24 protein-coding genes are annotated in these 24,326 nt (G+C 57.0%); 12 read left to right on the top strand and 12 right to left on the bottom strand.

The genetic code is table 11. From position 1 onward, the window contains the following. Window positions 1-91: 91 nt before the first annotated feature. Together ACQ4N8_RS21485 and ACQ4N8_RS21480 are read right to left on the bottom strand one after the other, a co-directional pair. Window positions 92-1,042 carry an ROK family glucokinase gene (locus ACQ4N8_RS21485; protein WP_430706390.1) on the bottom strand — a complete coding sequence of 317 codons (951 nt, stop codon included), beginning with the start codon at window positions 1,040-1,042 and terminating at the stop codon, window positions 92-94. 428 nt (window positions 1,043-1,470) lie between these two features. Continuing rightward, window positions 1,471-2,757 (bottom strand): DUF438 domain-containing protein, encoded by a 1,287-nt coding sequence (locus tag ACQ4N8_RS21480; protein WP_430706389.1) that lies wholly within the window; start codon window positions 2,755-2,757, stop codon window positions 1,471-1,473. Between the two features lie 238 nt (window positions 2,758-2,995). Between ACQ4N8_RS21480 and ACQ4N8_RS21475 the strand changes: the two genes are divergently transcribed. The 6 genes from ACQ4N8_RS21475 (at window position 2,996) to ACQ4N8_RS21450 (ending at window position 8,023) form a co-directional block, all read left to right on the top strand. Beyond that, window positions 2,996-3,676 (top strand): response regulator transcription factor, encoded by a 681-nt coding sequence (locus ACQ4N8_RS21475; protein ID WP_430706388.1) that lies wholly within the window; start codon window positions 2,996-2,998, stop codon window positions 3,674-3,676. Beyond that, the gene (locus tag ACQ4N8_RS21470) at window positions 3,673-5,085 is read left to right on the top strand and encodes an ATP-binding protein (RefSeq protein WP_430706387.1); all 1,413 of its coding nucleotides are present in this window, start codon (window positions 3,673-3,675) and stop codon (window positions 5,083-5,085) included. The genes ACQ4N8_RS21475 and ACQ4N8_RS21470 overlap by 4 nt, the downstream gene beginning before the upstream one ends. 78 nt (window positions 5,086-5,163) lie before the next feature. Further along, on the top strand, window positions 5,164-5,481 hold the full coding sequence (locus tag ACQ4N8_RS21465; RefSeq protein ID WP_430706386.1) for a hypothetical protein: 318 nt from the start codon (window positions 5,164-5,166) through the stop codon (window positions 5,479-5,481). A gap of 172 nt (window positions 5,482-5,653) precedes the next feature. Continuing rightward, on the top strand, window positions 5,654-6,568 hold the full coding sequence (locus ACQ4N8_RS21460) for an ABC transporter ATP-binding protein (RefSeq protein WP_430706385.1): 915 nt from the start codon (window positions 5,654-5,656) through the stop codon (window positions 6,566-6,568). Further along, a complete protein-coding gene (locus tag ACQ4N8_RS21455; protein ID WP_430706384.1) occupies window positions 6,565-7,281 on the top strand; it encodes an ABC transporter permease in 717 nt (238 codons plus the stop codon). The genes ACQ4N8_RS21460 and ACQ4N8_RS21455 overlap by 4 nt, the downstream gene beginning before the upstream one ends. Window position 7,282: 1 nt before the next feature. Then, window positions 7,283-8,023, top strand: coding sequence for an ABC transporter permease (locus tag ACQ4N8_RS21450; RefSeq protein WP_430706383.1), 741 nt, complete (start codon window positions 7,283-7,285; stop codon window positions 8,021-8,023). Window positions 8,024-8,179: 156 nt separating this feature from the next. On the opposite strand, the gene ACQ4N8_RS21445 is transcribed toward ACQ4N8_RS21450, so the two are convergent. From ACQ4N8_RS21445 to ACQ4N8_RS21430, 4 genes are all read right to left on the bottom strand, one after another. Further along, a complete protein-coding gene (locus ACQ4N8_RS21445) occupies window positions 8,180-9,034 on the bottom strand; it encodes a carbohydrate ABC transporter permease (RefSeq protein WP_430706382.1) in 855 nt (284 codons plus the stop codon). 3 nt (window positions 9,035-9,037) lie between these two features. After that, window positions 9,038-10,009, bottom strand: a complete 972-nt coding sequence (locus ACQ4N8_RS21440; protein ID WP_430706381.1) for a carbohydrate ABC transporter permease — start codon at window positions 10,007-10,009, stop codon at window positions 9,038-9,040. 68 nt (window positions 10,010-10,077) lie between these two features. Next, a complete protein-coding gene (locus tag ACQ4N8_RS21435) occupies window positions 10,078-11,478 on the bottom strand; it encodes an ABC transporter substrate-binding protein (RefSeq protein ID WP_430706380.1) in 1,401 nt (466 codons plus the stop codon). Between the two features lie 308 nt (window positions 11,479-11,786). Further along, entirely contained in the window at window positions 11,787-12,218 is a 432-nt protein-coding gene (locus ACQ4N8_RS21430) for an Lrp/AsnC family transcriptional regulator (protein WP_430706379.1), read from the bottom strand. A gap of 130 nt (window positions 12,219-12,348) precedes the next feature. On the opposite strand from ACQ4N8_RS21430, the gene ACQ4N8_RS21425 reads away from it, so the two are divergent. The 5 genes from ACQ4N8_RS21425 to ACQ4N8_RS21405 all read left to right on the top strand — a co-directional run bounded on the left by ACQ4N8_RS21425 (window position 12,349) and on the right by ACQ4N8_RS21405 (window position 16,719). Next, entirely contained in the window at window positions 12,349-13,107 is a 759-nt protein-coding gene (locus tag ACQ4N8_RS21425; protein ID WP_430706378.1) for an MBL fold metallo-hydrolase, read from the top strand. Between the two features lie 113 nt (window positions 13,108-13,220). Next, window positions 13,221-14,132, top strand: a complete 912-nt coding sequence (locus tag ACQ4N8_RS21420) for an ABC transporter ATP-binding protein (RefSeq protein ID WP_430706377.1) — start codon at window positions 13,221-13,223, stop codon at window positions 14,130-14,132. A gap of 2 nt (window positions 14,133-14,134) precedes the next feature. Further along, complete coding sequence (locus ACQ4N8_RS21415) at window positions 14,135-14,872, top strand: ABC transporter permease (protein WP_430706376.1); 738 nt, start codon at window positions 14,135-14,137, stop codon at window positions 14,870-14,872. 6 nt (window positions 14,873-14,878) lie between these two features. Beyond that, window positions 14,879-16,120: a sensor histidine kinase gene (locus tag ACQ4N8_RS21410; protein WP_430706375.1), complete on the top strand. Its 1,242-nt coding sequence runs from the start codon at window positions 14,879-14,881 to the stop codon at window positions 16,118-16,120. Next, the gene (locus ACQ4N8_RS21405; RefSeq protein WP_430706374.1) at window positions 16,117-16,719 is read left to right on the top strand and encodes a response regulator transcription factor; all 603 of its coding nucleotides are present in this window, start codon (window positions 16,117-16,119) and stop codon (window positions 16,717-16,719) included. The genes ACQ4N8_RS21410 and ACQ4N8_RS21405 overlap by 4 nt, the downstream gene beginning before the upstream one ends. A gap of 430 nt (window positions 16,720-17,149) precedes the next feature. Here ACQ4N8_RS21405 and trxB read toward each other — a convergent pair whose 3' ends face one another. After that, window positions 17,150-18,106 (bottom strand): thioredoxin-disulfide reductase, encoded by a 957-nt coding sequence (gene trxB, locus ACQ4N8_RS21400; protein WP_430706373.1) that lies wholly within the window; start codon window positions 18,104-18,106, stop codon window positions 17,150-17,152. 182 nt (window positions 18,107-18,288) lie between these two features. Beyond that, window positions 18,289-20,025: a tetratricopeptide repeat protein gene (locus tag ACQ4N8_RS21395; protein ID WP_430706372.1), complete on the bottom strand. Its 1,737-nt coding sequence runs from the start codon at window positions 20,023-20,025 to the stop codon at window positions 18,289-18,291. A gap of 393 nt (window positions 20,026-20,418) precedes the next feature. On the opposite strand from ACQ4N8_RS21395, the gene ACQ4N8_RS21390 reads away from it, so the two are divergent. Then, window positions 20,419-20,817 (top strand): iron chaperone, encoded by a 399-nt coding sequence (locus tag ACQ4N8_RS21390; RefSeq protein ID WP_430706371.1) that lies wholly within the window; start codon window positions 20,419-20,421, stop codon window positions 20,815-20,817. A 123-nt stretch (window positions 20,818-20,940) separates the two neighbouring features. On the opposite strand, the gene ACQ4N8_RS21385 is transcribed toward ACQ4N8_RS21390, so the two are convergent. The 4 genes from ACQ4N8_RS21385 to hisF form a co-directional block, all read right to left on the bottom strand. Further along, window positions 20,941-21,888, bottom strand: coding sequence for a ribose-phosphate diphosphokinase (locus tag ACQ4N8_RS21385; protein WP_430706370.1), 948 nt, complete (start codon window positions 21,886-21,888; stop codon window positions 20,941-20,943). A gap of 97 nt (window positions 21,889-21,985) precedes the next feature. After that, entirely contained in the window at window positions 21,986-22,813 is an 828-nt protein-coding gene (gene hisJ, locus ACQ4N8_RS21380) for a histidinol-phosphatase HisJ (RefSeq protein WP_430706369.1), read from the bottom strand. 19 nt (window positions 22,814-22,832) lie between these two features. Further along, the gene (hisIE, locus tag ACQ4N8_RS21375) at window positions 22,833-23,552 is read right to left on the bottom strand and encodes a bifunctional phosphoribosyl-AMP cyclohydrolase/phosphoribosyl-ATP diphosphatase HisIE (RefSeq protein ID WP_430706368.1); all 720 of its coding nucleotides are present in this window, start codon (window positions 23,550-23,552) and stop codon (window positions 22,833-22,835) included. Continuing rightward, window positions 23,549-24,307, bottom strand: coding sequence for an imidazole glycerol phosphate synthase subunit HisF (gene hisF, locus ACQ4N8_RS21370; RefSeq protein ID WP_430706367.1), 759 nt, complete (start codon window positions 24,305-24,307; stop codon window positions 23,549-23,551). The genes hisIE and hisF overlap by 4 nt, the downstream gene beginning before the upstream one ends. Between the last annotated feature and the right edge of the window lie 19 nt (window positions 24,308-24,326).

The raw sequence follows: 24,326 nt of genomic DNA, 5'->3' as shown, positions 1-24,326 counted from the left end.
CGGAAGGCCCGGCTGAATTCAAGATTCGACGCCGATTAAGCTTCTCGTTCTGCTTCGTGATCGAAAGATGACTTTTTGAACTTCCTTATTATCAGGAACGGAGGAACAGGCCGGCGGCTCCAACCATCCCCGCATCGTTGCCGAGCGTGGCGGGCACGATTCTCATGCCTTTTTGCACCGGCTCGGGCGTCAGTCTGGCGAACACGCTGCGGACCTCGTTGAACAGAATATCGCCCGCCTTGGATACGCCGCCGCCGACGATAAACAGCTCCGGATTCAGCACGACGGCTACCGCCGCCATCGATTTGCCCAGATAAAAAGCCGCCCGGTTGACGATGCGGATCGCCGCCTCGTCTCCGGCTTTGGCCGCGTCGAAGACGTCCTTGGCCATGATATTCTCCACGAGCGACAGCGACGTGCGGTCGCCGCGCGCTACGGCGTCCTTGGCCATGCGGATGATGCCGGTCGCCGAAGAAACGGTCTCCAGGCAGCCCATTTGACCGCAGCCGCAGCCGATCGCTTCCAGATCCGGAACGACGGACATATGCCCCAGCTCGCCGGCCATGCCGGAGAAGCCTTGATAAATTTTACCGTTAATGATGATCCCGCCGCCAACGCCGGTTCCCAACGTATAGCACACGCAATTGTCGATGCCTTTGCCCGCGCCGCCCCAGGCTTCGCCCAGTGCCGCCACATTGGCATCATTGTCTATTTTGATCGGCTTGCCCAACCGCTGCTCCAAAATCCCGCGAATCGGGAAATCCTTCAAACCTACATTCGGCGCCAAAATAATGATCCCTTCGCGGACATTCGTAAAGCCGGCCACTCCGGCGCCTACTCCGGCCACCTGTTCCCAGGCAAACGGCGACTCTTCCACGATGTGCCGGACGTACTGCTCGATGTTGGCGACGATCGTATCCGCGCCTTTTTCGACTTCGGTCGGACCTTCGTAGGTATGAAGAAGCTGCCCTTCTTCATTGCAAATGCCGACTTTGACTGCCGTACCGCCTAAGTCAACGCCAATGTAGATTTTTTCAGACATGTTCACAAGCCACCTTTTTCTCAAATAAAATTCTTTGAATGGATAAGTTCATTCACGCCGAAAACGCGCAAAAAGGCCGGTATTCCACGTCTCTTCGCGTTTCGCGCGGGAAGGGAAAACGCCTCTTATTGTGCGGGCTCAACTACCTCTTATCGCAAGTTTGCTCTACGTACCAACTATAAGCGAACCCTTCGGTTCGGTCAAGAGACGGTAAGAAACGCCAATCCCAAGAGGCATAAGGGATTTCTGAATATGATGCAGATCACAGAGAGCGTCTGCGCCCCTGTGGATAAGGACTTTCCGGACAATGTTGCGGCAGCGCTAACATGCATCCCCTTGCCTTCATCCATTCGTTCGTCCGCCGCCAAAGGTCATGCGCACAAAAACCCCGGAATTCGCTGGGCGAACGCCGGGGCAGCCGTAGTTATTTACGACAAGATGCGTTTTTGTCCTTCCAATTCGCGGATCGGAGCGATGTTTTGCGTAAACTCCAGCGTTCCCAGATACCGCCCGTCCTCGCTGCGAACGGCAAAGTAACGAATGTACACGAATTTGTCCTTGATCGGAATCCAGAAATCCTCGGCATCTTTCGTGCCGGCCTTAAAGTCGGCCAGCAGTTGGTTCACCACATGCACGCTTTGCGGCGGATGGCAGTTCTGCACGGTACGGCCGATGACCGCCTTCGTCCGGGCAAAAATCCGTTCCTTGCCATGGGAAAAATACCGCACCACGTCATTCTCGTCGATAAACGTCAGGTCCACCGGCAGATGGTTCATGACCGCTTCCAGCTGTTCCATGGACAGCATGCCGGTCTCGAATTTCACGAAGCCCTGCGGCATAGTTGTGCTTTCGTCCGCAACAACGGCGGTCTCGCCCTCCGCATCCCCTCCATGACCGGGTACCTGCAGCGGCACGCGCTCCGGAATCCACTCCTGCTCCGGCGCCGTCAGGCAAAAGCCGATTTCGTCGCTTTCCCTGGCAATGCTGACCCACTCGTCCTCCGTCAGCTTCTCCAAGGCCATCGGCAGCAAAATATGTTCTTCCTTGAATATCATTTCGTTCACTTCTTTGATGATCCGTTCGAGATCCATAATGATCGTCTCTTTGTCCGCGCTTCCGTCCGCCAGCTTGCCCTTCGTTTCCTTGATCATCATGCGGATGCCGTCATCCACGCCCCACATGACCGTCGTCGGGCCGTAAATGCCGTACTTCTCCAGATACGGAAACAGCAGATTCTCCTTGCGCCCGTAGTGCTTGTCGAGATCCATCAGCAGGCTCAAATCTTCCAGCAGCTTAATGACCAGTTCTTCGCGATGTTCTTCCTTCCGGTATTTGTCGAGGTGAAGCTGCAGCTTGAAGTTCACCAGGCGCTCGATCTCGCGGTTCTCCAGCTTGAATGTATGCACCGGGTGGCCAGGCTGCTCCTCCGGCCTGGACGAGCGGTGAATTTCTTCGATCGAGCCTTTGAAAATCGCCGTATGCACCGAGCACAGCCGCTGAACCTCCTCGACCGGAATGCCCTCTTCCTCCATCAAGGCGTGTTCCATCGCGGAAATCTCCGTCACCGTCACATCGCCCACCGCTTCTTCAAACCGCACCTTCACTTCCTCTACGCTTTTGCCCTGATGCAGCTCCTTGATGATCTCCTTCAGAAGCTCCTGGCGGCGGCTTTGTTCCGGCGCGCCAACCTCCCGGTTGTTAATCAGCTCGCTCATCGCGCAATTCCTCCTTATTATCGACCGATCCTCATGTCCATCCGCTTCCGCTATGCCAATCCCGGTAAGCCATTGTTGCCGACCTATCCGACGAGTGATAACCATTCTCAGGTACAACGTAGCATAGGAAAAATCGGCAACTTGTGATTGCAATCACAAATTAAAGGTGGGAATGGTGAACGTCCCCGTTTCTTTTTTAGCCGGCTTTTGCCAAAATAGAGAAAGGAGGGAATTCAATATGCCTATCATCAACCTGTTATATATTGAGGACGATACCGAAATCGGAGAATGGGTCAGCCGTAACCTGCAAGAACGCGGGTATGCCGTGACCTGGCTGACCAGCGGGGAGCGGGCCGTGGAAAAGGCGGCGGATTGCCGGCTTGTCCTCCTGGACGTCATGCTGCCGGGGCTGGACGGCTTTACCGTCGGCGGACGGCTAAAGGGGCAGTACCCCGATCTGCCGATCCTGATGCTGTCGGCGCGCACGTCCATCGACGACAAGCTGCAGGGACTGAAGTTGGCCGACGATTATTTGACCAAGCCGTTCCATCCGGACGAGTTGGCCGCCCGCATCGAAGTGCTGCTGCGCCGCAGCGGAGGTTCGGCCGATGCGGCACCGCTCAAGCTGAAGCATCTGCTCGTGCATGAGAAGGAAAACCGGATCGTCGATCAGGAGACCGGCGAGGAAATCGTGCTGACCGGCAAGCAGTTTCATATCTTCGCTTATTTGCTGCGCCACCTCGGGCAAATCCTGACCAAGGAGCAGATCTACGAGGCGGTGTGGAACGAACCCTACCTCGACGGGGATAAAACCTTGATGGTCCATATCCGCCATCTGCGCGAGAAGCTGGAACGCGATCCCGCGAATCCTGAAGTGATCGAAACGATCCGCGGCATCGGTTACCGGGTGAGAGCATGAAGCTGCGAAAGGTCCGCAGGCTCCGCAAATCGCTCTTGACGAGATACGTGCTGATCCTGGCCATGGCGCTCGTGTTTATTCCCGTCTTGATTCCGGTCAGCTTTCTCGCCTCCTGGGGCGTCAACCTGCTGTTGAACCCGCACCAGGCGTGGCAAACCAGCCGTCCTTACGGGAGCGGGCTCGATATTGAAACCGCTTGGCACAAGGCCGCTGCCGGACTACGGGACGCGACTCCCGAGGTGATCGATGCCAAGCTCAAGGAGCTCAAACGGCGTTATCCCGACGCCGCATTGTATTGGGTCGATTCGGCCGGCCAAACCCGTCTGCAGCTCCCCGAGCAGGAGACGGTGCCCCCGCAGTGGACCCTGGAAGGCACCATCGCCTTCATGAAAAAACGCGTGGACGCCGACCCGTTTACCGTCGTCGCGTTCATCGGCGGGGACGAACGGGCGAAGCAGGGCTTTATGGTGCTGGAACTCCCGCGTAAACTCATGGTTATCGTCGACGAAAACCGGTCTAACGACAGCCGGTTTTACGGCGTGTTTCTGGCGATCATGCTCGGAGCGTTCGTCCTGCTGTCCTATTGGTTCTTCAGCGATATCCGCAAGCGGCTGCTACGCTTGGAAGCCGGCATGACCCGCACCGGTCCCGACGGACTGCCGACTCCGATCCAGGAAGGGCGGCCGGACGAAATCGGCCGTTTGGAGCAGGCGTTCAACCATATGGTCTATGAAATGGGGGGCAGCCGCCGGCGCGAACGCGAAGAGGAGGAGCTGCGCAAGAGCCTGATCAGCCACCTGTCGCATGATTTGCGTACGCCGTTGACCGTGCTGGGCAGCCATCTGTATTCGCTCCGGCAGGAACTTTTAACCGAGCAAGGCAAGCAATCGCTGACCCTGATGGAGACGAAGATCGTCGACTTGTCCGGCCTCATGGATCACTTGCTGTCGTATAACCTGCTCTCCAGCGGGCGCTACGCGATGTCGCCGGAGCGGCTCGACGTGCTGCGGGTCGTGCGGGAAAGCGCCGCAGCCTGGTATCCGGTCTGGGAGAAAGCCGGGATTAACCCGGACATCGAGCTGCCGGAGCAGCCCTTGTACTTGAACATCGACGCACAAGGCTTCCGCCGGGTGCTGGACAACCTGTTCCAGAACCTTGTCCGCCACGCCGGAGCCGGCGGTTACGTCGGCATCACGGTGCAGCATCGGGCGGGTGCCGCCGCCCTCGTCATCAGCGACCGCGGCCCGGGCATGCAGGCGGTATCCGCCGCCGCCGGCTCGGGGCTGGGCCTGCAAATCGTCGACCTGTTGCTGCGGGAAATGGGACTTGTCCGGGCCGTGGAGTCCACGGATGCGGGGACGAAAGTATATATTTACCCTGTAGATCAGCCGAAACAGCCTAGAAATTGACTCGAATGAGAAAAAAGGGATTAACCCGCTTGACGGAGAAAATACCAGCGAATCCATATTCCAAAAGGAGGGGCAATCATGGCGGCCTCGATGTTTTCGCTGTTATTTGTGTTGGTTGTCATTTTGGGCAGTATTGCGGCGATTTACTCTAATATTAAAGAGAACTCAAAACCGGGGCGCCGTAGCGGCCATCGTCGGCCATCCTCAACCAGAAGCTATTCAAGCAATAGCTCATCTAATAGTTATTATTATCACGATACATATAACGATGAGCTGAACGAGGAATACGAGCAGGATGATGATTCGAACGAGGACGGTTCCGATTACGGCGAGGGGGGCGGCGGCGATTCCGGAGACTCGGGAAGCTCCGGCGACAGCAGCAGCAGTAGTGATTAAGTTCGTTGTACCGCATGAATTTCATTCGTCATGAGTGATATTCCGGCGGTACTTTTTTTATTCGGCAAAGGAGGCCGGCCGGCTGGACTATCAAAATTTAACCAAAACTTAAACTTGCCCCGTCTTTCCCTTTAAACTCCCGACGGTATGATCATACCCGAGGTGATAAATCGTGAGTGACATGATCATTCAAACGGAAAACTTAACGAAAAAATACCGCGGCCGCGCTGCGGTTGACCATCTGAGTCTGGAGATCGCCAAAGGGGACATTTACGGTTTCCTCGGGCCCAACGGCGCAGGGAAAACGACGACCATCCGCATGCTGCTCGGCCTGATTCAACCGACGTCAGGATCGATCCGCATCTTCGACCGCGAGTTGCATAAAGACAAGCTGGCGATTCTGCGCCGCATCGGCTCGCTCGTCGAATCTCCGTCTTACTACGGGCACTTAAGCGCCATCGATAATCTGGAGGCGATCCGCCGTATTTTGCAGGTGCCGAAATCGCGCATCGACGAGGTGCTCGAAATCGTATCGCTTAGCGGCGAGGCGCGCCGTCCGGTCAAAGGTTTCTCCCTCGGGATGAAGCAGCGGCTGGGCATCGCGGCCGCGCTGCTCGGCAACCCGGAGCTGCTGATTTTGGACGAGCCGACCAACGGACTGGACCCGTCCGGCATCCACGAAATCCGCGAGCTGATCAAACGCATGCCCGAGCAATACGGTATTACCGTGCTGGTCTCCAGCCACCTGCTCGGGGAAATGGAGCTGATGGCCAGCAAGGTCGGCATCATCCGCGAAGGCCGGATGGTGTTCCAGGATACGATCGACAATCTGCGGCTGAGATCGGCGCATGATATGGAACTCGTCGTATCGGAGCCGGATTCGGCGCTATGGATCGCCCGCGATCTCGGAGCGTCCGGCACGCTGCGGAACGGATCGCTTTCGTTCCCGGGCATGGCCGACGCGCAGGTTGCGCATCTGGTCAAGCGGCTGGTGGAGAACGGGCATGCCGTCTACCGCGTCGAGCAGAAGAAAAAATCGCTGGAAGATATCTTCATGCAGGTCATCGGGGAGGGGACCGCGGTATGATGTTACGCTCCCTGTCAGCCGATTTCCTGAAGATCCGCCGCAAAGGCATCTGGTTCCTGGTCTTTCTCGCTCCGATCGGGCTCATCGCCATGCAGGCGCTCAATTACGGGTTGCGCTTCGACTATATGCTTAAGCAGCATGCCGATGATCCATGGGGCGGGCTGCTGCAGAACATTTCTTTTTTCGTGCCGATCGCCCTGTATCTGGGTTGTACGCTGGTCAGTTCGCTGGTCGCGAACGTGGAGCATCAATTAAGCTCCTGGAAGCAGCTGCTGGCCCTGCCGATCTCCCGGACCGCCGTGTTTAGCGCCAAGTTTCTGCTCTGCTTCCTGCTGCTGTCGGCATCCTGCATTTTGCTTCCGGCGGCCGCGGTGATCCTGGGGTTGTTCTTCGGTTTCGAAGCCGGCGCGATTCCTTACGCGGATTTGGCGCGAATGGGATTCTATCCGTTTTTTGCGGCGCTCCCGCTGTTAGCCCTGCAGCTTTGGCTTTCGCTCACGTACCGCAACCAGTCGCTGCCCGTGTCCCTCGGCGTAACGATATCGATCTTATCGCCGTTTACGCTAAACCTGTCCGAATGGTTTCCGCTGAACTGGCCGGTGTTCGGGTTCGGGGGGCCGCACCGCGAATGGTTCGTGGCCGCCGGCCTCGTCGTCGGCGCGGTCATCCTGTTGGCCGGCCTGATTCACTTCAACCGAAAGGACGTGGATTAAGATGAAGACATTCCTGAACGTCCTGTCCGCGGAACGCCTCAAAATGGCGCGGTCCCGCCTTTGGCTCGTGCTGCTGGCCAGCCCGGCCTTATCGGCCCTGATCGGCGCTCTGGTCGACCTTCCGGACGGCGCCGGTTCGGAGGCCTGGCCGCTTCTGATCAGCGCCATGTCGATGCTGCACGCGCTGCTGTTCCTGCCGATCATGGCCGGCTTGTTCCCGTCGTTCATTTGCCGCTACGAGCACACCGGCGGCGGCTGGAAGCAACTGCTGGTACTGCCCGTCTCCCGCGGCGCGGTGTATTTGGCCAAGTTTACCGTGGTTGTTACGCTGCTCGCGGGATCCCAGCTGCTGTTCTTCGCCGCGCTGTTGATCGTGGGCCAAATTCAAGGCATCGCGGGGCCCATCCCTTGGGACATGATCGCCGTCAGCTTAGTCGGCGGCCTGATCGCTTGCTTGCCGCTCGTGGCGCTGCAGTTGGGCGTGTCGCTGGTATGGTCCAGCTTTGCCGCTCCGCTGGCCGTCAACGTCTCGCTGACGATTCCGAACCTGCTGATCATCAACTCGGCGAAGATCGGCCCCTTTTACCCTTGGGCCCAGCCTCTGCTCGCCATGATGCCGCGCGGGCAGGAGGATTACAGCGCGTTCAACCTGCCGTACGAAAGCTTATTTGTAACCGTGCTGGGCAGCTTCCTGCTGTTCCTGGCCGCCGGCATGCTGTATTTCCGCCGTAAAGCGATATAAGCAGAGGTCCGGTCGGCAGCAGGATATGCGGTTACCGAAAAAAGGCCTGTTGATTAGCCAGATGAAGCAATTGCTCATCGTAGCTAATCAACAGGCCTGTATTTGATGGGATCGACTCTTGCGATCCCTCTCGTCTTCGAAACCAACTTGACGAGGTTATTCTTTGACGCCTCCCAAAGCTACGCCGGCAATAATATACCGGGATAACAGGAAGTACACCACAAACAACGGCAAGGCCGTCAACGCCAGCCCCATGTAAATCGAGCCGAACTCCGTTTTGTAAATATCGCCGCGCAGCAAGCTGACCATGATGGGCATCGTATATTTACTCTTGTCCGTCAACAAAATGAGTGGCATAAACAGGTTGTTCCAGTTCGCTACGAAGGCAAAAATGGCCTGCGTTGCGATAGCCGGCATCATCAGCGGCAGGATAATTCGATTGAACGTTTTGAACTCGCCGGAACCGTCTACGCGCGCAGCTTCCACGATTTCCAACGAGAGCGTCCCCAGCAGGTATTGGCGCATGAAGAACACGACCGCCGGAGCTGCAATGGCCGGTAAAATCAGAGGTAAAAGGTTGTTCGTCCAGTGTATTTTATACATGAACTGATAGAATCCGATCGAACTGGCTTGAGCAGGAATCAGCATGACGGCCATAATAAAGGTAAAGAACGGTTGCCGCAGCTTCCAGTTATAAGCCACAAGCCCGTAGGCTGTCAGGGACGAGAAATAGACCGTCAAAAGGGTTGCCGACGCCGAGATAATAAACGAGTTCATGAACCCTTGAAGCGGATCGAAGCTCTTGTCCAGTAGCACCTGCAGGTTGCTCATCATGTGGGTCGAAGGGAGTAGCGAGAGACCGCTTTGGATTTCCGCCGTGGAACGCGTGGCGTTGACGAACATGATCCAAAACGGAAGGATACTGAGGAGCGCCAGCAAAATGCACACGACATAAACAATCGTCCGATTGATTCTAAGGGCGACGGCACTGCCTTCCTTAATTCTTTCCATGGCTTATACCTCCCCCTTAGCTGCTGCGCGTTCAGCTTTTCTTTGCTGTTTGATCACTTTATTCAATTTCGCCGCATCGCGGTCGCGCATCAGGTAGAACAATACGGCGGACAAAAGGGCCGCGATGATGAACAGAAGCATACTTGCCGCTGCCGCGCGATTGTACATATAACTTCCTTTAAACGCTTGCCCGTAGATAAACATCGATGTTGTAAGCGTAGAGTCGTCCGGTCCGCCTTGAAGGAACAATTGCGGAATATCGAACATGGTCAAACCGCCGATCATCGACGTAATCAACGTGTACAGCAAGATGGTACGAAGACTTGGCAGCGTGATACGGAAAAAAGTTTGCCACCCGTTCGCGCCGTCAATCGCCGCGGACTCAAAGATAGCCGGATTGATACCCATAACGCCTGCGACCAGAATGATCATGGTGTTGCCGTACCACATCCAGAATTGAATAAAAGATACAATACCTCGCGCGGTCGTCTTATCCTGAAGGAAGAAGATCGGAGCGTCGGACCAGCCAAACATTTCGAACAAACTGTTGATCGGTCCCATCGGATAAGCAAACAAAGAGCTAAAAAGCACCGCAATCGTACTTGCAGTGATAATATTCGGCATATAGAGCATGATCTTGAACGCGCCTTGTCCCTTGACATTAAGGCGTTTGTTCGTGAACCATGCCGTGAGCAATAACGCAAGGCCCATCTGTGGAATAAAGTTGACGATCCAGAGCAGCCCTGTGTTGATCAGGGATTTCTTGAACGAGGCATTTTCAAATATTAAATCTTTGAAGTTCTGGAAAGGGTTATCAAGAATTTCCAACGGTTTAGGTATGATCCCCTGCATATTCGTGAAGCCGATGACGGCAGTGTAGATAATCGGGTACAGTGAAAAAACCAAAAATGCCAATACAAATGGCAAGGTAAAAATGTAGCCGTATCTCGTATAATTGACACCTTTGCGGCGCATGCTCTCACCTCTTTCATTGATATAAAGGGGCGGGTAATTGCCCGCCCCTTCGCATCTCCCGCGTATTCTTATTCGCTGTCGATGCCAAGTTGGTCTTTGACTTGTTGTTTGAAGGTTTTGATTGCATCGTCGCGGGATTTGTTGCCCGCCGTGTATTCACGAGTCTGGTCACGCCAGAGTTTATTGATCGTTTCGTCGTATTGAGTCAAGTTCTTACCGGAAGCGTTGGCGTTAGCCGGAACGAATATGTCGAACATGTTCTGACCGCCGAGCAATGGAACTTCGCCATTGGATTTCGCCATAACGACGGAGGATGCCACGCTGTCCTTCGTACCTTGTTCGCCCTCTTTCATCGTGCCGTTAGCCCAGTAGTACTGGAGACCCGTTTCGGAAGTATCGAGCGTTACCCAATTGATAAAGTCGGCAACGGCTTTTTTCTTGGCTTCGTCCTTGGTAACGTCTTTGTTGGCGAGCAGCCAAGTGCCACCCCAGAAGAACCCTGTCGGCGGCTCGGTAACTGCCCAGTCGCCGTTCGTGTCTTTCACTTGACCGTTCATGACGTAGTTAATGAGCCAAGCGGGACCGAAGAAACCGAAGATCGGTTGAGCGCCGGCGCCGGACATATCGGCATACCAGGCTTCCGTCCAGTCTGTCGTATCGTTGTGATAACCGTTGTCTTTCAACTTCTTGGAGAGATCCAGGAACTCTTCGCGCTTCGGATCGATACTAAGCTTTCCATCGACAATCCAGCCTTTATCGGAGCTGTTCTCGATGGCGTGCCACATATCGCCGTCGCCGGAAACGATGCCGTATCCTTTGGCTTTCAGTTTCTCTGCTGCCCCAAAGAACTTGTCCCAGCCAGGTCCGACTTCATTTTTGATGGCGGCCGGATCGTCCGTTCCGAAAACGTCCTTGGCGATCGAGCGGCGATAGATAAAGGCACCGCCGGTTGCTTGGTAGCCCAGGCCCTTCAATTGGCCGTCTTTGCTGCCGATATCAACCGAGTATTGTGCGATTCCCGCATCTTTTACCTTTTGATCGTCAAGGCCCAGGTCCGCGTAGTTCGCGGCATAGCTGGATGCATCGCCTTGCGTATACTTGAGCACGAAGGCTGCTTCAGCAGCATAAATGTCCGGTGCATCTTTGCCGCCGCCGGCCAGAGCTTGGTCAAGCGCAGGCTGGTAAGCGCCGTCAGTGGTTGCGATAACTGTCGTTTTGAACTCTACATTCGCGTCTGGATGCGTTTCCAAATACTTGGTCGTCATGTTCGGAATCTCGTCCGTAAAGCTCCAGAGGTTGATGGTGACTTTCTCGCCGCCTTTGGCTGGAGCCTCAGCGGTATTCGTTGATGGGGCTGTGGAGTTTGGGCTGGACGAATTGGAATTCGAATTTCCTCCACATGCCGCTAGAACAGAAGTCATCATGAGCATTGCAGAGATCCCGGCTAAAACACGTTTCATACGTTTCATACTTTGCCTCCCCTTTTTTTATTGATTATTATTCCTCGGTTTTTGTAACCGCATACATATTATAGAGCAGATAGTCCTAGTCCATAAGGAACCGATCATTGGGAAAAACTCCACTATTTTTGGATCTTGTTCCGTGCATATCGTTGCTATGCCGCCGATCCTATCGGCACCGCCTACGCTGATCCTCGCAGTGCACGAAGCGCCCCAACCGCTCGAAAGTTTCGCTGCGATGAACGTATACGCAAAAAAAGACGCGAGCGGCGTCTTTTTGTTCTAATGAAATGTCCCCCTATTTTATCGCGTCCTTCTCACTTTAAGCGCTCGATCGACAGGCTCACCTTATAATTGCCGATAGCCAGCAGCTCGTCCAGCAGTTCGCTCAGCGCGGCCGGCGACGCGACCTGCATCCGCATCCAATAGCAGCCTTCGCCGCTGACCCGGTGCGCTTCGATAATGCTGTCGTTTTCGGCGACAAAGCTCTGAAACCGCTTGTGGGAGGCGCCGGAATTCAAGAACACCGTCACGAAGGCGTGTACCGCAAGGCCGATCCGCTCCGGGTTCCACCGTACCGTGAAGCCTTCGATCACGCCCAGGTCCTGCAGCTTGCGTACCCGGGCCCCCACCGCTTGTCCGGTCAGATGCACCCGCGTACCGATCTCTTTGAAGGAAAGACCGGCGTCCTCCATCAGGATCCGCAGCAATCGCAAATCGATCTCATCCAACTCGGAAGCAAAGTTCATCCAAACCACATCCTTTCATGGCGAAAGCCGTTTGCGCCAATCCCTTTCACCGGGTTATGGGAGACCACGCCGCTCTCTTTTACAATGGAATTGTAGCAAATAACTTTTCTGAAAATAAGGGGGGTTTTCCGTGAAACTGCAATTGATTCGTCATACCGCCTTGTGGCTGGAATACGGGGACCGTCGGTTCCTGATCGATCCGATGCTCGGGGAAGCCGGAGCCATGCCGCCGATTCCCGATACGCCGAACAACCGGCGCAACCCGCTCGTGCCGCTCCCGCACCGGAAGGAACATTGGCTGCGGCAAGGGCCCGACGCCGTGATCGTCACGCATCTTCATCCCGATCACTGGGATGAGGCGGCGGCAGCGGCACTGCCGAAGTCGATCCCGCTCTACTGCCAGCCGGAAGACGAGGAGCGCCTCCGTTCGCAAGGATTTACCCGGACCGTACCGGTTCATGGCCAACTAACCCTGGATGGCACGGAAATTTCCTTGGCGCGAACGGGCGGACGGCACGGAACCGGAGAGATCGGCCGACGCATGGGAACCGTGTCGGGTATCGTGTTCCGGGCGCCCGGGGAACCCGCGCTGTATCTGGCCGGCGATACGATTTGGTGCGACGAGGTCCGCGAGGCGCTGGACCGGCACCGGCCGGACGTCGCCGTCGTCAATGCCGGCGGGGCCCGCTTCAACGCCGGCGATCCGATCACGATGGACGCGGACGACGTGGTTCGCGTTTGCCGTCACGCCCCGGATGCCCGGGTGGTCGCCGTGCATATGGAGGCGATCAACCACTGCCTTGTTACCCGCGACGACCTGCGGCTGCGCCTTGAAGAGAAGGGGCTCGCGCAGCGCGTAACGATCCCCGGGGACGGCGAGTGGATTTAAGCGGATCCTAATTCATGACAATTGTCATCCGCATTCCATGACAGTCCTTACTAACGGAGCTCCCGCGATTCTTATATCCTTGAAGCATCAAGGATATGGAGGCGAATTTTCGCGTGGAACCCATTATTGAAATGAACGGAGTCAGCAAAAGCTTCAAGGACAAAAAAGCGGTCGACGATATTTCTTTCCGCATTCCCAAAGGCACGATCACCGCCATCCTCGGCCCGAACGGCGCGGGGAAAACGACCGCGATCTTAATGCTGCTCGGCTTGCTCGATCCCTCGGCAGGGAGCGTCAAGTTGTTCGGCCATGCGCCGAAGGACCGGACGGTCCGTGAAAAAACCGGCGCGATGCTGCAGGAGGTCAGCGTCATGGACCGGCTGAAGGTGCGAGAGGTGCTGGAACTGATCCGCAGCTACTACCCGCATCCGATGGAGCTGGCCGAGCTGGCCCGCCTGACCGGGCTTAGTCCCGGCGATTTGAACCGGTACGCCGAGAAGCTGTCCGGCGGACAGAAACGCAGCCTCGGGTTCGCGTTGGCCTTGGCCGGCAATCCCGAACTGGTGTTCTTCGACGAGCCGACGGTCGGGCTCGACATCACCGCCCGGCGGCGCTTCTGGGACAGCGTTCGCCATTTGGCCGATCAGGGCAAAACGATCGTCTTCACGACGCACTACCTGCAGGAAGCCGACGACATCGCCGATCGGATCCTGTTGTTCAACCGGGGCAGCCTGGTGGCCGACGGCACGCCGGAAGCGATCAAGGCCCGCATCGTCAAACGCTCGGTCTCCTTCCGCCTCGACCGCGACGATCCCGAGCTGCGCAGCAAGCTGCTGGGGCTCCCCCCGGTCGCGGAATGCTTCGACAAAGACGGCCGCATCCACGTGACCACCGAAGACACCGATGCGGCGCTGGCCGCGCTGTTCACGGCCGGAGTGCCCGTACGGGACGTGCGGATCGACCAAGGCCGGCTGGACGAGGCCTTTGAACAACTCACGGCGAATCATGAAGAGGAGGCGGTGTAACGATGCGGACGTTGACGATGCAGGGCAAGGCGGAGATTTTACGCGTTTTTCGCAATCCTTATTATGTATTCTGGTCGCTGATGATGCCGATTTTGTTCTATTTTATCTTCACCAAAGTGGTGAATACCGGCACCGACGATCCCGGCGAGTGGCAGGCGCACTATCTGATGTCGATGACGACGTTCAGCGTGATGGGATCGGCGATCATGACGCTGGGCATTCGGCTGGTACAGGAGCGGACTCAAGGGTGGTCGACCTTCATGCGGATCACGCCGCTGCCGGGTCCGGTATATTTTCTCGGAAAGATGTTCGGCCAAACCATGATGCATCTGTTTTCCATCGCGTTTATTTTTCTCGCCGGCTATCTAATCAACGGGGTTTCGCTGTCTCCGCTTACCTGGATTTGCAGCGGCCTGTGGATCCTCGCCGGTTCGCTACCCTTTCTCGCGCTGGGCACGCTGGTCGGCTTGATGAAACGCGTGGATACGGCCAGCGGCGTCAGCAATGTGCTTTACCTCGTGCTCGCCGTCATGGGCGGCATGTGGATGCCGATGGAGATTTTGCCGCGCGTCATGCAGTCGATCGGAAAATGGCTGCCATCCTACCAGTTCGGCAACGGCGCATGGGCGATCATCCGCGGAGAAGCTCCAAGCTGGAGCAACGTGTTGATTTTACTGGGCTACCTCTTCCTGTTTATGGTACTATCCACTTATATCCGAAAAAAACAGGAAGCGGTGTAATACAGCATGACGCTCGGCAAGTTCCAATTGTTTCCTAAGAAATACGGCTGGTTCCCGTATATCTGGCCGATTTACCTCGTATTGCCCATCGTCAACATCCGGGATGAGCAAGGGATCAAGCTGCTGATCGGTTACGGGATGATCGCCCTGTTTGCGGTGACGTACCGGCAGCTTTACTTTGCTTCCGGCGGGATATTCAACTTTTGGCTCGCTTTGCAAATGGCGCTCATCCTTGCGCTCTGCGCGTTTTATAATCCTTACAACTTTTATTTGGGATTTTTCACGTCCAACTTCATCGGCTGGTACACCGACAACCGGAGATTCAATGTCGCCATTCTCTCCTTTGCCGCGGTGGAGCTGCTGTCGCTACTTTTCTCCCTCGGGCAATTGGCAACAAGCGACCTACCGTTCCTGCTGCCGTTTCTGCTCATCATGGTGGTCATGCCTTACGGCATCCGTTCGATGAACCGACGGCAGCAGCTGGAGCAGGAGCTCGACCGGGCCCATGAGCGGATCAAGGAGCTGGTCAAACGCGAGGAGCGCATGCGGATCGCCCGCGATTTGCACGACACGCTGGGCCATACGTTATCCCTGATCACGCTCAAAAGCCAGCTGGTCGAGAAGCTCGCGGCCAAAGACACCGAGCGGGCCCAGGCCGAGGCGCGCGAAATCCAGCGCACGTCCCGGGCGGCGCTGCGGCAGGTGCGGGAGCTCGTCTCCGACATGCGCGCCGTGACGGTTGCCGAAGCGCTGGCGGAGGCCGGCGAGATTCTGCGCGCGGCCGACATCGCCTTCGACGTGGAAGGCGACCCGCGGCTGGCAGGCGTGTCGGATTTGACGCAAAACATCGTCAGCCTCTGCATCAAAGAGGCGGTGACGAACATCGTCAAGCATAGCCGGGCCACCCGCTGCGCCGTCACGGTCGAAACGGCCCCGGCCGAGGTGCGGCTTCTGATCGAGGACGACGGGATCGGCCTCTCTGCGAGGGACGCGGGCGGTAGCGGAAGGTTCCTGCCGCCTGCCGGAGGCCCCTCGGGCAACGGCCTGAAAGGCATGGCGGAGCGCCTGTCGCTGATCGACGGCTCATTGACCCTCGGCTCAGGGGGCGGAGAAGAAAGCCGGGAAAGCGGCAGCGGTGCCGGCAAAGACGGCGATGGCGTCGCAGTCAGCTCCGGCCAGGGCACCCGGCTGCGAATCGCCGTCCCGCTGATCGTCAAAGAAGCCGACAAAGAAGGTGAAACCGCATGATTCGCATCGTGATCGCCGAAGACCAACGGATGCTGCGGGGCGCGCTCGCCTCCCTGTTGGACCTGGAGGACGACCTTGAGGTCGTCGGCCAGGCCGGGGACGGCGCAGAGGCGTTGGCGCTCGTTGAAGCTCTGCGGCCGGACGTCTGCCTGATGGACATCGAGATGCCGCTGATGAGCGGGCTTGACGTGGCCGAGAAGCTGCAGGCTCAGGGCTCGCCGTGCCGCGTCATCATCCTGACGACGTTCGCCCGGCCGGGTTATTTCGAACGCGCCGTCAAAACGGGAGTTCAGGGCTACCTGCTCAAGGACGAGTCCAGCGACCGCCTGGCGGAAGCGATCCGCCGGGTTATGGCCGGCCACCGCGAGGCCTCGCCGGAGCTGATCTTCGGCAACGTCCGCCGGGACAACCCGTTGACCGCGCGAGAGCAGGAGATCCTCCGGCTGGCCGCCGAGGGGCGCACCGCCGGCGAAATCGCCGCAGCCCTGCACCTTTCCTACGGAACCGTCCGCAATTATATTTCGGAAATTTTGAACAAGCTGGAAGTCAAAAGCCGCATCGAGGCCATTCGTTTAGCCGAGGAGAACGGGTGGATCTAGCGCATTGCTCGGTCGTGCGCGGCTGACCGTGGCCGTCAAAAGGTCCGGATCGAATTCATGTACCGTTATCTGCGGCCGTACGATCAAAACAGCTGTGCTTACCACATGAAAAAGGACGCCGCCCGGCGTCCTTTCTTTGTTCGTCTGCTGCTATTCTAAAACCGTGCCGAAAATAGAGGACTTTTTGGGCCTTATTTCGTCCTATCTGCACGATCCTCGCAAAATAAGGGTAAATTATGGCCTTATTTCCCTAGCAGGCCGCTACATACAGCTCTTTTTCAGGCTTCAGCGAATATAGGGCCATAAAATGCCCTTATTTCACCCATAACCCGCCTTTCCGCCCAAATAAGGCCCTTTTTTACCCTTAATTATGGGTTAGCAAGCTCCGTATCTCGTTGGCGATTGACGGCCATCTGTCTTCCCTCACGAGTCACGAGCCCGTCGGCCCGCTCCAATCATGCACCATGCTGCCTTCCAGGAATTTCTCGCAGTCCATCGCCGCCATACAGCCGGACCCGGCCGCGGTAATCGCCTGGCGATAGCGCGTATCCTGTACGTCGCCGCAAGCGAATACGCCCGGCACGTTCGTCTCCGTCGTTCCCGGCTTGACGACGATGTATCCGTGGTCGTCGGTTTCAACCGCCCCGCTCAGGAACTTCGTGTTCGGCGTATGGCCGATCGCCACGAACACCCCGTCCGCTTCCAGCAGTTCCTCCTGGCCGCCGGCATTGTCTCGCACCTTCAGCCCTTTCACCTTGCCGCTATCGTCCGTAGCCACTTCCAGCGGCGTGCGGTTCAGCGCGAACCGGACTTTCTCGTTGTCCCTGGCGCGGTCCTGCATGATCTTCGAGGCGCGCAGCTCTTCCCGCCGATGCACCAGCGTGACTTCCGTGGCGAAGCGCGTCAGGAAATTCGCTTCCTCCATCGCGGAGTCGCCGCCGCCCACAACGATGAGCTTTTTCCCGCGGAAAAAGAACCCGTCGCAAGTCGCGCAGGTGCTGACGCCCCGGCCGACGTTTTCCTGCTCGCCGGGAATGCCCAAATATTTCGCCGACGCTCCCGTCGACAAAATGACCGCTTCGGCTTCCAGGTCCTTGCCGCCTTCCACCGTCACCTTAAACGGACGTTTCGAGAAGTCCACTTGCGTGACCCATCCGGTCAGAAACTCCGCGCCGAAGCGTTCCGCTTGCTTCCGCATGTTGTCCATGAGCTCCGGGCCCATGATGCCCTCCGGAAACCCCGGGAAGTTCTCCACTTCCGTCGTCGTGGTCAACTGTCCCCCAGGCTCCAGCCCTTCGATCACGACCGGGCTCAGATTGGCCCGTGCCAAATAAATCGCCGCCGTCAATCCGGCCGGCCCCGTTCCGATTACCAACGCTTTGTGCATCCGTTCGTACCTCCTTGGTTTCTTAGAAATAAACAAATCAATTCCTATGTAAGAGGTTGTTCAAAAAGTCATCTTTTGAAGATCCAAGCTTCTCGGTGCTGAAAAGCCGACTTTTTGAACACGCACTGTAAATTGATTACTCTATCAAGTTTTCCCCAAGTTGGACTAGCTTTACCCGCAAATTATTGGACCGACGGAAAAATCGCCTCGATCTTCTCCTTGACGCCGCACACCTCATCCACCCGGCTTACGTACCGGCGGGCCGTCGATGCGGAAATATTGTATTTCTTCGCCACTTGCTCATACGTGACGGAGCAACGGTGCATTTTGGCCGTCAAATATTCCAGCGCCGCAGCCCAGCCCTCCGAATGTGAAATGGCGGGCGTTTCCGGATACAACCGGGTGAGAAAATCCACCCACAACGTCTCCATATCATGCTGCTGCTGAAGATCGAAGCTGCGTCGCATCTGCTGCATCGCCAGGTCGACGACGGCTTGCCATTCGCTCCGCCACACCGGCAGTTGGCTCGAAACCCGGCTGGGATCGACCATCGTCGTGGTGCTGCCGGAACGGACCACCAGCGGCTTGTTGACGCCGAGATTGCGGAGCACGAACAAAGCCATGTCCTTCAAATAGGCGTCTTCCTCCGGCTCCAGCAGGAATTCCTGCAGCGCTTCCTCGACCTCCCGGTCGGCGATCAGGCCCAGCGCCTGAATCACCTGCAGCTTCGTCTTCGCATCCCCATGACGCAGCGCCCAGAAGAACGAAGACCGGATCAGCGGATTCTCCTTCAAATCGGCCGGAATGGCGTTCTCCTCATGCTCCCATCGCTTCAACTGTTCTTCGAAAGGCAGCAGGTATTGGTAACTCACCGGAAAGTGTTTTACTCCGGGATTCCGGCGTTCTTCCGTCAAACGGCTTAAATAGAACTCGGGTACTCCCGAACCGGGATCCATTTTTTTGGCCGAATGCCACAGCTTGCGGGCTTCGGAATACCGCCCGGTATGATAAGCGGCTACCGCCGCATAATGGTACAGGCTGGGCTCTCCGACCATTTCCCCATTCTTCAGCAACCGTTTGAAATGGCCGAATGCCGCTTCATGGTTGCCCAAGATCCCCATCGTCGTCGCAAGCTTGAACACATGCTCCTGGTGGAACGGCACGACGTTGCAGAGGCGCTCCGCCAGTTCATCCAACGCCTCCCGGTTCCCTTCATGCTGATGGAAGATCGCCAGATTGCACAAGCCGTGCAAATTGCCGGGATCCTGGGACAGCACCTCGCCCACCGTATCCATCGCTTTGCGGAACAAGCCGAGATAATAGTAACCTAACGCCAGATTATTGCGGGCAGCCAGGAAATCGGGGCGGTTCCGCACAAGCTCCTCGAGGATTTTTACCGCTTGGGCAAACTTTCCTTCCTCCAGCAAGGCTCTCGCTTGATCATGCTCGTACACGCCCTCCCGGGATTTGATGCTTTTCAGCTTGGTCGGCCGATCCAGCTCGTATTGCAGCAGGTCGATCATTTCCTCCGCTTCGGTCAGGAACTGGCCGCTCTCGTCCTCTTCTAAATACGTGACCAGCGCTTCCTCCGCCGCCTCGAATAAATCCATGTTCGCGTAATTATTGGCCATGTAGAAATAACATTCCGTCATGGTCGGGTCAATCTCCTGCAGAACGGTCGTTAATACGGCATTGGAAGCCTCGTAATCTCCCATTTCCGATAAAATCCCGGCCATATTGCAGTGGTTCACCGGATTTCCCGGTTCGAATTCCACGGCCTTGCGAAAATATTTCAATGCCTTGTCATAGCGATAGCGGTCCAACGAAGAGACGGCTCTCTCAAAGAAAAACCCCGCATCCATCGAGATCGGCAGCACTTTACTCCGTTTGTTTCCGGCCGGTCGTTTTTTCTCTTTCAAGCAAGGCACCTCCCTTTATAACGTTCTTATTCATATCCTCATCCCCGCATTCCGTCATGATATCAAACGCAATTCCAAGGATGCCGGTTCGATTTCGTCCATCAACGTAAACTCTCCATCCCACAGTATACCATAGGTGAAGCTGTCCTCCCACGGGGAATCCTTGGCGGAAAATAACGGATTTCCGGAGACAAAAGGAGAACCGGCCTCCGTAGTCGAATCATAGAGTTAACTTGCGGAGAAAGGAGCTTCGTCCAAAATGACTTTTGTCTGGGAGAATACGATCATCGCCGCCCTGGTCATTGTACTGTTGCTCTATGCGGTATGGTCCATCTTCGGGTATGCCAGAAGAAGAAAATAAATCCCTATCCGAAAGGAGCCGTTTGAAGCTGAATGGAAGATAACAAATCGGGTTTTGCCACGATCGACGAATACATGGTTCAGTATCCGCCGGACATCCAGGACAAGCTGCAGCAAATCCGCCAAGTGATCCGGGAATCCGCGCCGGACGCCACCGAGAAAATCAGCTATCAAATGCCTACTTTCGAGTTGCACGGCCAGAACCTGGTACATTTTGCGGCATTTAAGAAACACACCGGGTTTTACCCGACCCCAAGCGGCATCGAGGAATTCCAGGAGGAGCTCGCCCCGTACAAAAAAGCCAAAGGGTCCGCGCAATTTCCGCACGACCAGCCGCTTCCTCTGGACCTCGTCCGCAGGGTCGTCCTATTCCGGGCCGCGGAAAACCTCCGCAAAGCGGAAGCCAAAGCCGCAAAGAAGAGAAAGAATTAGTCTAAGGTAATCAAAGCACACAGGACATTCCCTTTATATCCCATAAATTCCATATTCATTTTATCGGAGATCGGTCTTGGCGTAAACAAAAAAACCGCCCAAGCGGGCGGTTCTGCCAAACTTTTAAATTCCTCGATCCTTGAACAAAGCGGCGATCGATCCGCCCTCCATGATGAACTGCGTGGCTCTGGCCAGCATCGGCGCTACGGATAGCACCTGGACATGGGACGAATGCAGCTCCGGCTGGGCAATCGAATCGGTGATCACCACCTGGCGGATATTCGGGTGCCGGAGTTTATCCAGGGCATTTCCGGAAAATAGCCCGTGCGTCGCGCACACGTACGCATCCTCCGCTCCCCGCTCCTTCAACCCTTCCACGACATTGACGATCGTGGAGCCGGTATCGATCAAGTCCTCGATAATGATCGGAGTATGCCCGGCAACGTCGCCGATTACGTGCGTGATGACCGACTCGTTATGTGCGGGCCGTTTCTTGATCATGATCGCGAACGGCGAATCCAGCCCGTTGGCCAGCTTCTCCGCCATCGAGGCCCGTCCTGCGTCCGGAGACACGATCACGGGATTCGGAATGTTTTGGGCCCGCAAGTAATCCGTCATCAGGTCCAGGGCGGTCAAATGATCGACGGGAATGTTGAAGAAGCCTTGAATCGCCGGCGCGTGCAAATCGATCGTCACGACCCGGCTCGCTCCCGCCGTCGTCAGCACGTCCGCGAGCATTTTCGCCGAAATCGGCTCCCGGGGCGCGGACTTCCGTTCCTGTCGGGCATAGCCGTAATACGGCATGATGATGTTGACCGTCCGGGCAGACGCACGCTTGGCGGCGTCGATCATCACCAGAAGCTCCACGAACAGCTCGTTGATCGGATGGGCCAGCGACTGCACCAGAAACACGTCGGAATTGCGGATACTCTCCTCGTAGTGGACGTAAATCTCCCCGCTTTTGAACCGCGACAGCTTGACCTTTCCGGGCTCGACGCCCAGCCGGCTGCAAATGTCCGCCACCAGCGTCGGATTGGACGAGCCGGAAAAAATACGCATTTTGGCTACCATAACATCCTCCCGATTCGATCGAATAGGAACTCGACCGCGTCTTCCCTCTCATCGTACATGGATTTCCGATAGGCGTCCAGCCGGCGACTTAGATAAGTTATGCCGGTTCCAGCGGAATCATGGTCCGCTTGCGTCCTTCAAAGGTCGCCAGTTCCCGGACGCCCAGGTCGTACAACGTGCGTCGCGCCGTATCCAGATGCTCGCTCAGCTTTTGGGGATCATGCGCGTCGGACCCTACGGTAAGCGGAATCCCCATTTGGATCGCTTCCCGCAAAACCCGCTCGCTCGGGAACATTTCCGCGCAAGGCTTGGACAAGCCGGAGGCGTTCAGCTCCATGGCCACCCCGGCTTCGGCTACCGCAGCCAAGGCCAGACGTTCCAACCGCGCCGTCTCCTCCTGCAATGCGGGCTCCGGCTTATAGCCAAACCGCTTGATCACGTCGAGATGGCCCATGATATCGTATAAACCCGTTTGGGCCGCTTGGGACACGGCCTCGTAATAACGCCGGTACACCGCAAAAACGTCCTGGCCTTCCCAGTTATGCACCTGCCGGAAATCCGAGACGTCCCATTCCCCGAGAAAATGCACCGAGCCGACCACGTAATCCCATGGATACGCCGCGACGATCTTCCCGATTTGCTCTTCCCAGCCTTGGATATAATCGCCTTCCAGGCCGACCCTGACGTCGATTTGCCCGCGGTATTTTTCCTTCAGCGACAAAGCCTCTTCCACGTAGCGCGGCAGCTCCTCCATCGGCATGGCCATTTCCGGATAATACTTGGCCGGATCCACATGCAAGAGCGGCATGTGGTCCGATACGCCGATCTGGGACAAGCCGATTTCGATGCCCCGCCGGATGTATTGCTCCAACGTGCCGACGGCATGGCCGCAGCGTTCATGATGCGTGTGGTAATCGATCAGCATGTTCTCGCGCCCCCCAGCCTTAGTCGCGCCGCGGACGCTCGTGGCGGCGCTCCAGCTCTTGCATGATCTCGTCCAGCGGCAGGCTCCGCTCGCGCAGCAGCACCAGCAGGTGATAGATCAGGTCGCTGACCTCATAACGCAGCTCGTCGTTGTCGCCGTTTTTGGCCGCAATGATCGATTCCGCGGTTTCCTCGCCGACTTTTTTGAGGATTTTATCGAGGCCTTTCTCGAACAAATACGTCGTATATGCCCCTTCCGGGCGCTCCGTATAACGCTCGGCGATCAACCGCTCCAGCTCGGCGAGCACCTTGAATCGTTCGTCAACTCCCGCCCCGCCGCCGGTTCCTTCGGAGGAGGATGCCGCCGCTTCGGCCGTCGCCGCCGTGCGATAGAAGCAAGTCGTTTCTCCGGTGTGGCAAGCCGGCCCGTTCGCTACAACCTCGACCAGCAGCGTATCGCCGTCGCAATCATAGCGCAGCGCCGTGATTTGCTGGGTATTGCCGGAGGTCGCCCCTTTATTCCACAGCTCGGCGCGGGACCGGCTCCAGAACCAGGTTAATCCCGACTCCACGGATTTCTGCATCGATTCGCGATTCATGTAAGCCAGCATCAGCACCTCTTTGTTGCCGGCGTCCTGCACGATCGCCGGAACAAGTCCGTTCGCATCCCATTTGACCGCCTGCTCCAGTTCCTCCATCGAAAGCGATAACCGGAGCGGCTGTTTGTCCGCCGTCGTCATCGTATCTCCACCCCTTTGGCTTTCAAATCTTGTTTTAGATCGGGCAACGCAATTTCCTTATAATGAAAAATCGTCGCCGCCAGCGCCGCGTCCGCCTGTCCTTCGGTGAATACTTCGTAAAAATCGTCGATCCGCCCGGCCCCGCCCGAGGCGATGACCGGAATGCCCACCGCCCGGCTGACCGCGCGCGTCAGCGGCAGATCGAATCCGTCCTTGGTGCCGTCGGCGTCCATGCTCGTCAGCAAAATTTCCCCGGCGCCCCGCTTCTCGGCCTCCTGCACCCAGGCCATCGCCCGGATGCCCGCCCTTTTGCGTCCGCCGTGGGTGTACACTTCCCATTCGCCCCATTCGGCGTTGTATTTGGCGTCCACGGCCACCACGATGCACTGGGAACCAAAGCGGCGCGCTCCGTCCGAGATCAGCTCGGGGTTGACCACCGCTGCCGTGTTGATGCCGATTTTGTCGGCCCCGGCCCGCAGCAGGCGCTTCATGTCGTCCACCTGGGAGATCCCGCCGCCGACCGTAAACGGGATGGCGATTTCGCCGGCCGTCTGCTTGACGACCTCGATCATCGTCGCCCGGCCTTCGTGCGAGGCGGAAATGTCCAGGAACACGAGCTCATCGGCCCCCTCGCGATCATACAGCGCCGCCAGCTCCACCGGATCGCCGGCATCGCGGAGGTTTACAAAGTTCACGCCTTTGACGACCCGCCCGTCCTTCACGTCCAGGCAGGGAATAATACGCTTTGCGAGCATGTCGGTTCGACTTCCTTTC

This window comes from Paenibacillus macerans (assembly GCF_050565405.1).
GTDB lineage: Bacteria > Bacillota > Bacilli > Paenibacillales > Paenibacillaceae > Fontibacillus > Fontibacillus macerans_B.
This window is presented reverse-complemented; position numbering and strand designations above follow the sequence as displayed.

Coding starts and splice junctions, on each gene's coding strand:
- ACQ4N8_RS21480 (WP_430706389.1), bottom strand. CDS start 2,757: ATGAGCGAGCTGATTAACAACCGGGAGGTTGGCGCGCCGGAACAAAGC.
- ACQ4N8_RS21410 (WP_430706375.1), top strand. CDS start 14,879: ATGACGCTCGGCAAGTTCCAATTGTTTCCTAAGAAATACGGCTGGTTC.
- ACQ4N8_RS21405 (WP_430706374.1), top strand. CDS start 16,117: ATGATTCGCATCGTGATCGCCGAAGACCAACGGATGCTGCGGGGCGCG.
- ACQ4N8_RS21415 (WP_430706376.1), top strand. CDS start 14,135: ATGCGGACGTTGACGATGCAGGGCAAGGCGGAGATTTTACGCGTTTTT.
- ACQ4N8_RS21390 (WP_430706371.1), top strand. CDS start 20,419: ATGGAAGATAACAAATCGGGTTTTGCCACGATCGACGAATACATGGTT.
- ACQ4N8_RS21455 (WP_430706384.1), top strand. CDS start 6,565: ATGATGTTACGCTCCCTGTCAGCCGATTTCCTGAAGATCCGCCGCAAA.
- trxB (WP_430706373.1), bottom strand. CDS start 18,106: ATGCACAAAGCGTTGGTAATCGGAACGGGGCCGGCCGGATTGACGGCG.
- ACQ4N8_RS21475 (WP_430706388.1), top strand. CDS start 2,996: ATGCCTATCATCAACCTGTTATATATTGAGGACGATACCGAAATCGGA.
- ACQ4N8_RS21430 (WP_430706379.1), bottom strand. CDS start 12,218: ATGAACTTTGCTTCCGAGTTGGATGAGATCGATTTGCGATTGCTGCGG.
- ACQ4N8_RS21440 (WP_430706381.1), bottom strand. CDS start 10,009: ATGCGCCGCAAAGGTGTCAATTATACGAGATACGGCTACATTTTTACC.
- hisF (WP_430706367.1), bottom strand. CDS start 24,307: ATGCTCGCAAAGCGTATTATTCCCTGCCTGGACGTGAAGGACGGGCGG.
- hisIE (WP_430706368.1), bottom strand. CDS start 23,552: ATGACGACGGCGGACAAACAGCCGCTCCGGTTATCGCTTTCGATGGAG.
- ACQ4N8_RS21445 (WP_430706382.1), bottom strand. CDS start 9,034: ATGGAAAGAATTAAGGAAGGCAGTGCCGTCGCCCTTAGAATCAATCGG.
- ACQ4N8_RS21465 (WP_430706386.1), top strand. CDS start 5,164: ATGGCGGCCTCGATGTTTTCGCTGTTATTTGTGTTGGTTGTCATTTTG.
- ACQ4N8_RS21485 (WP_430706390.1), bottom strand. CDS start 1,042: ATGTCTGAAAAAATCTACATTGGCGTTGACTTAGGCGGTACGGCAGTC.
- ACQ4N8_RS21450 (WP_430706383.1), top strand. CDS start 7,283: ATGAAGACATTCCTGAACGTCCTGTCCGCGGAACGCCTCAAAATGGCG.
- ACQ4N8_RS21470 (WP_430706387.1), top strand. CDS start 3,673: ATGAAGCTGCGAAAGGTCCGCAGGCTCCGCAAATCGCTCTTGACGAGA.
- ACQ4N8_RS21385 (WP_430706370.1), bottom strand. CDS start 21,888: ATGGTAGCCAAAATGCGTATTTTTTCCGGCTCGTCCAATCCGACGCTG.
- hisJ (WP_430706369.1), bottom strand. CDS start 22,813: ATGCTGATCGATTACCACACGCATCATGAACGCTGCGGCCATGCCGTC.
- ACQ4N8_RS21435 (WP_430706380.1), bottom strand. CDS start 11,478: ATGAAACGTATGAAACGTGTTTTAGCCGGGATCTCTGCAATGCTCATG.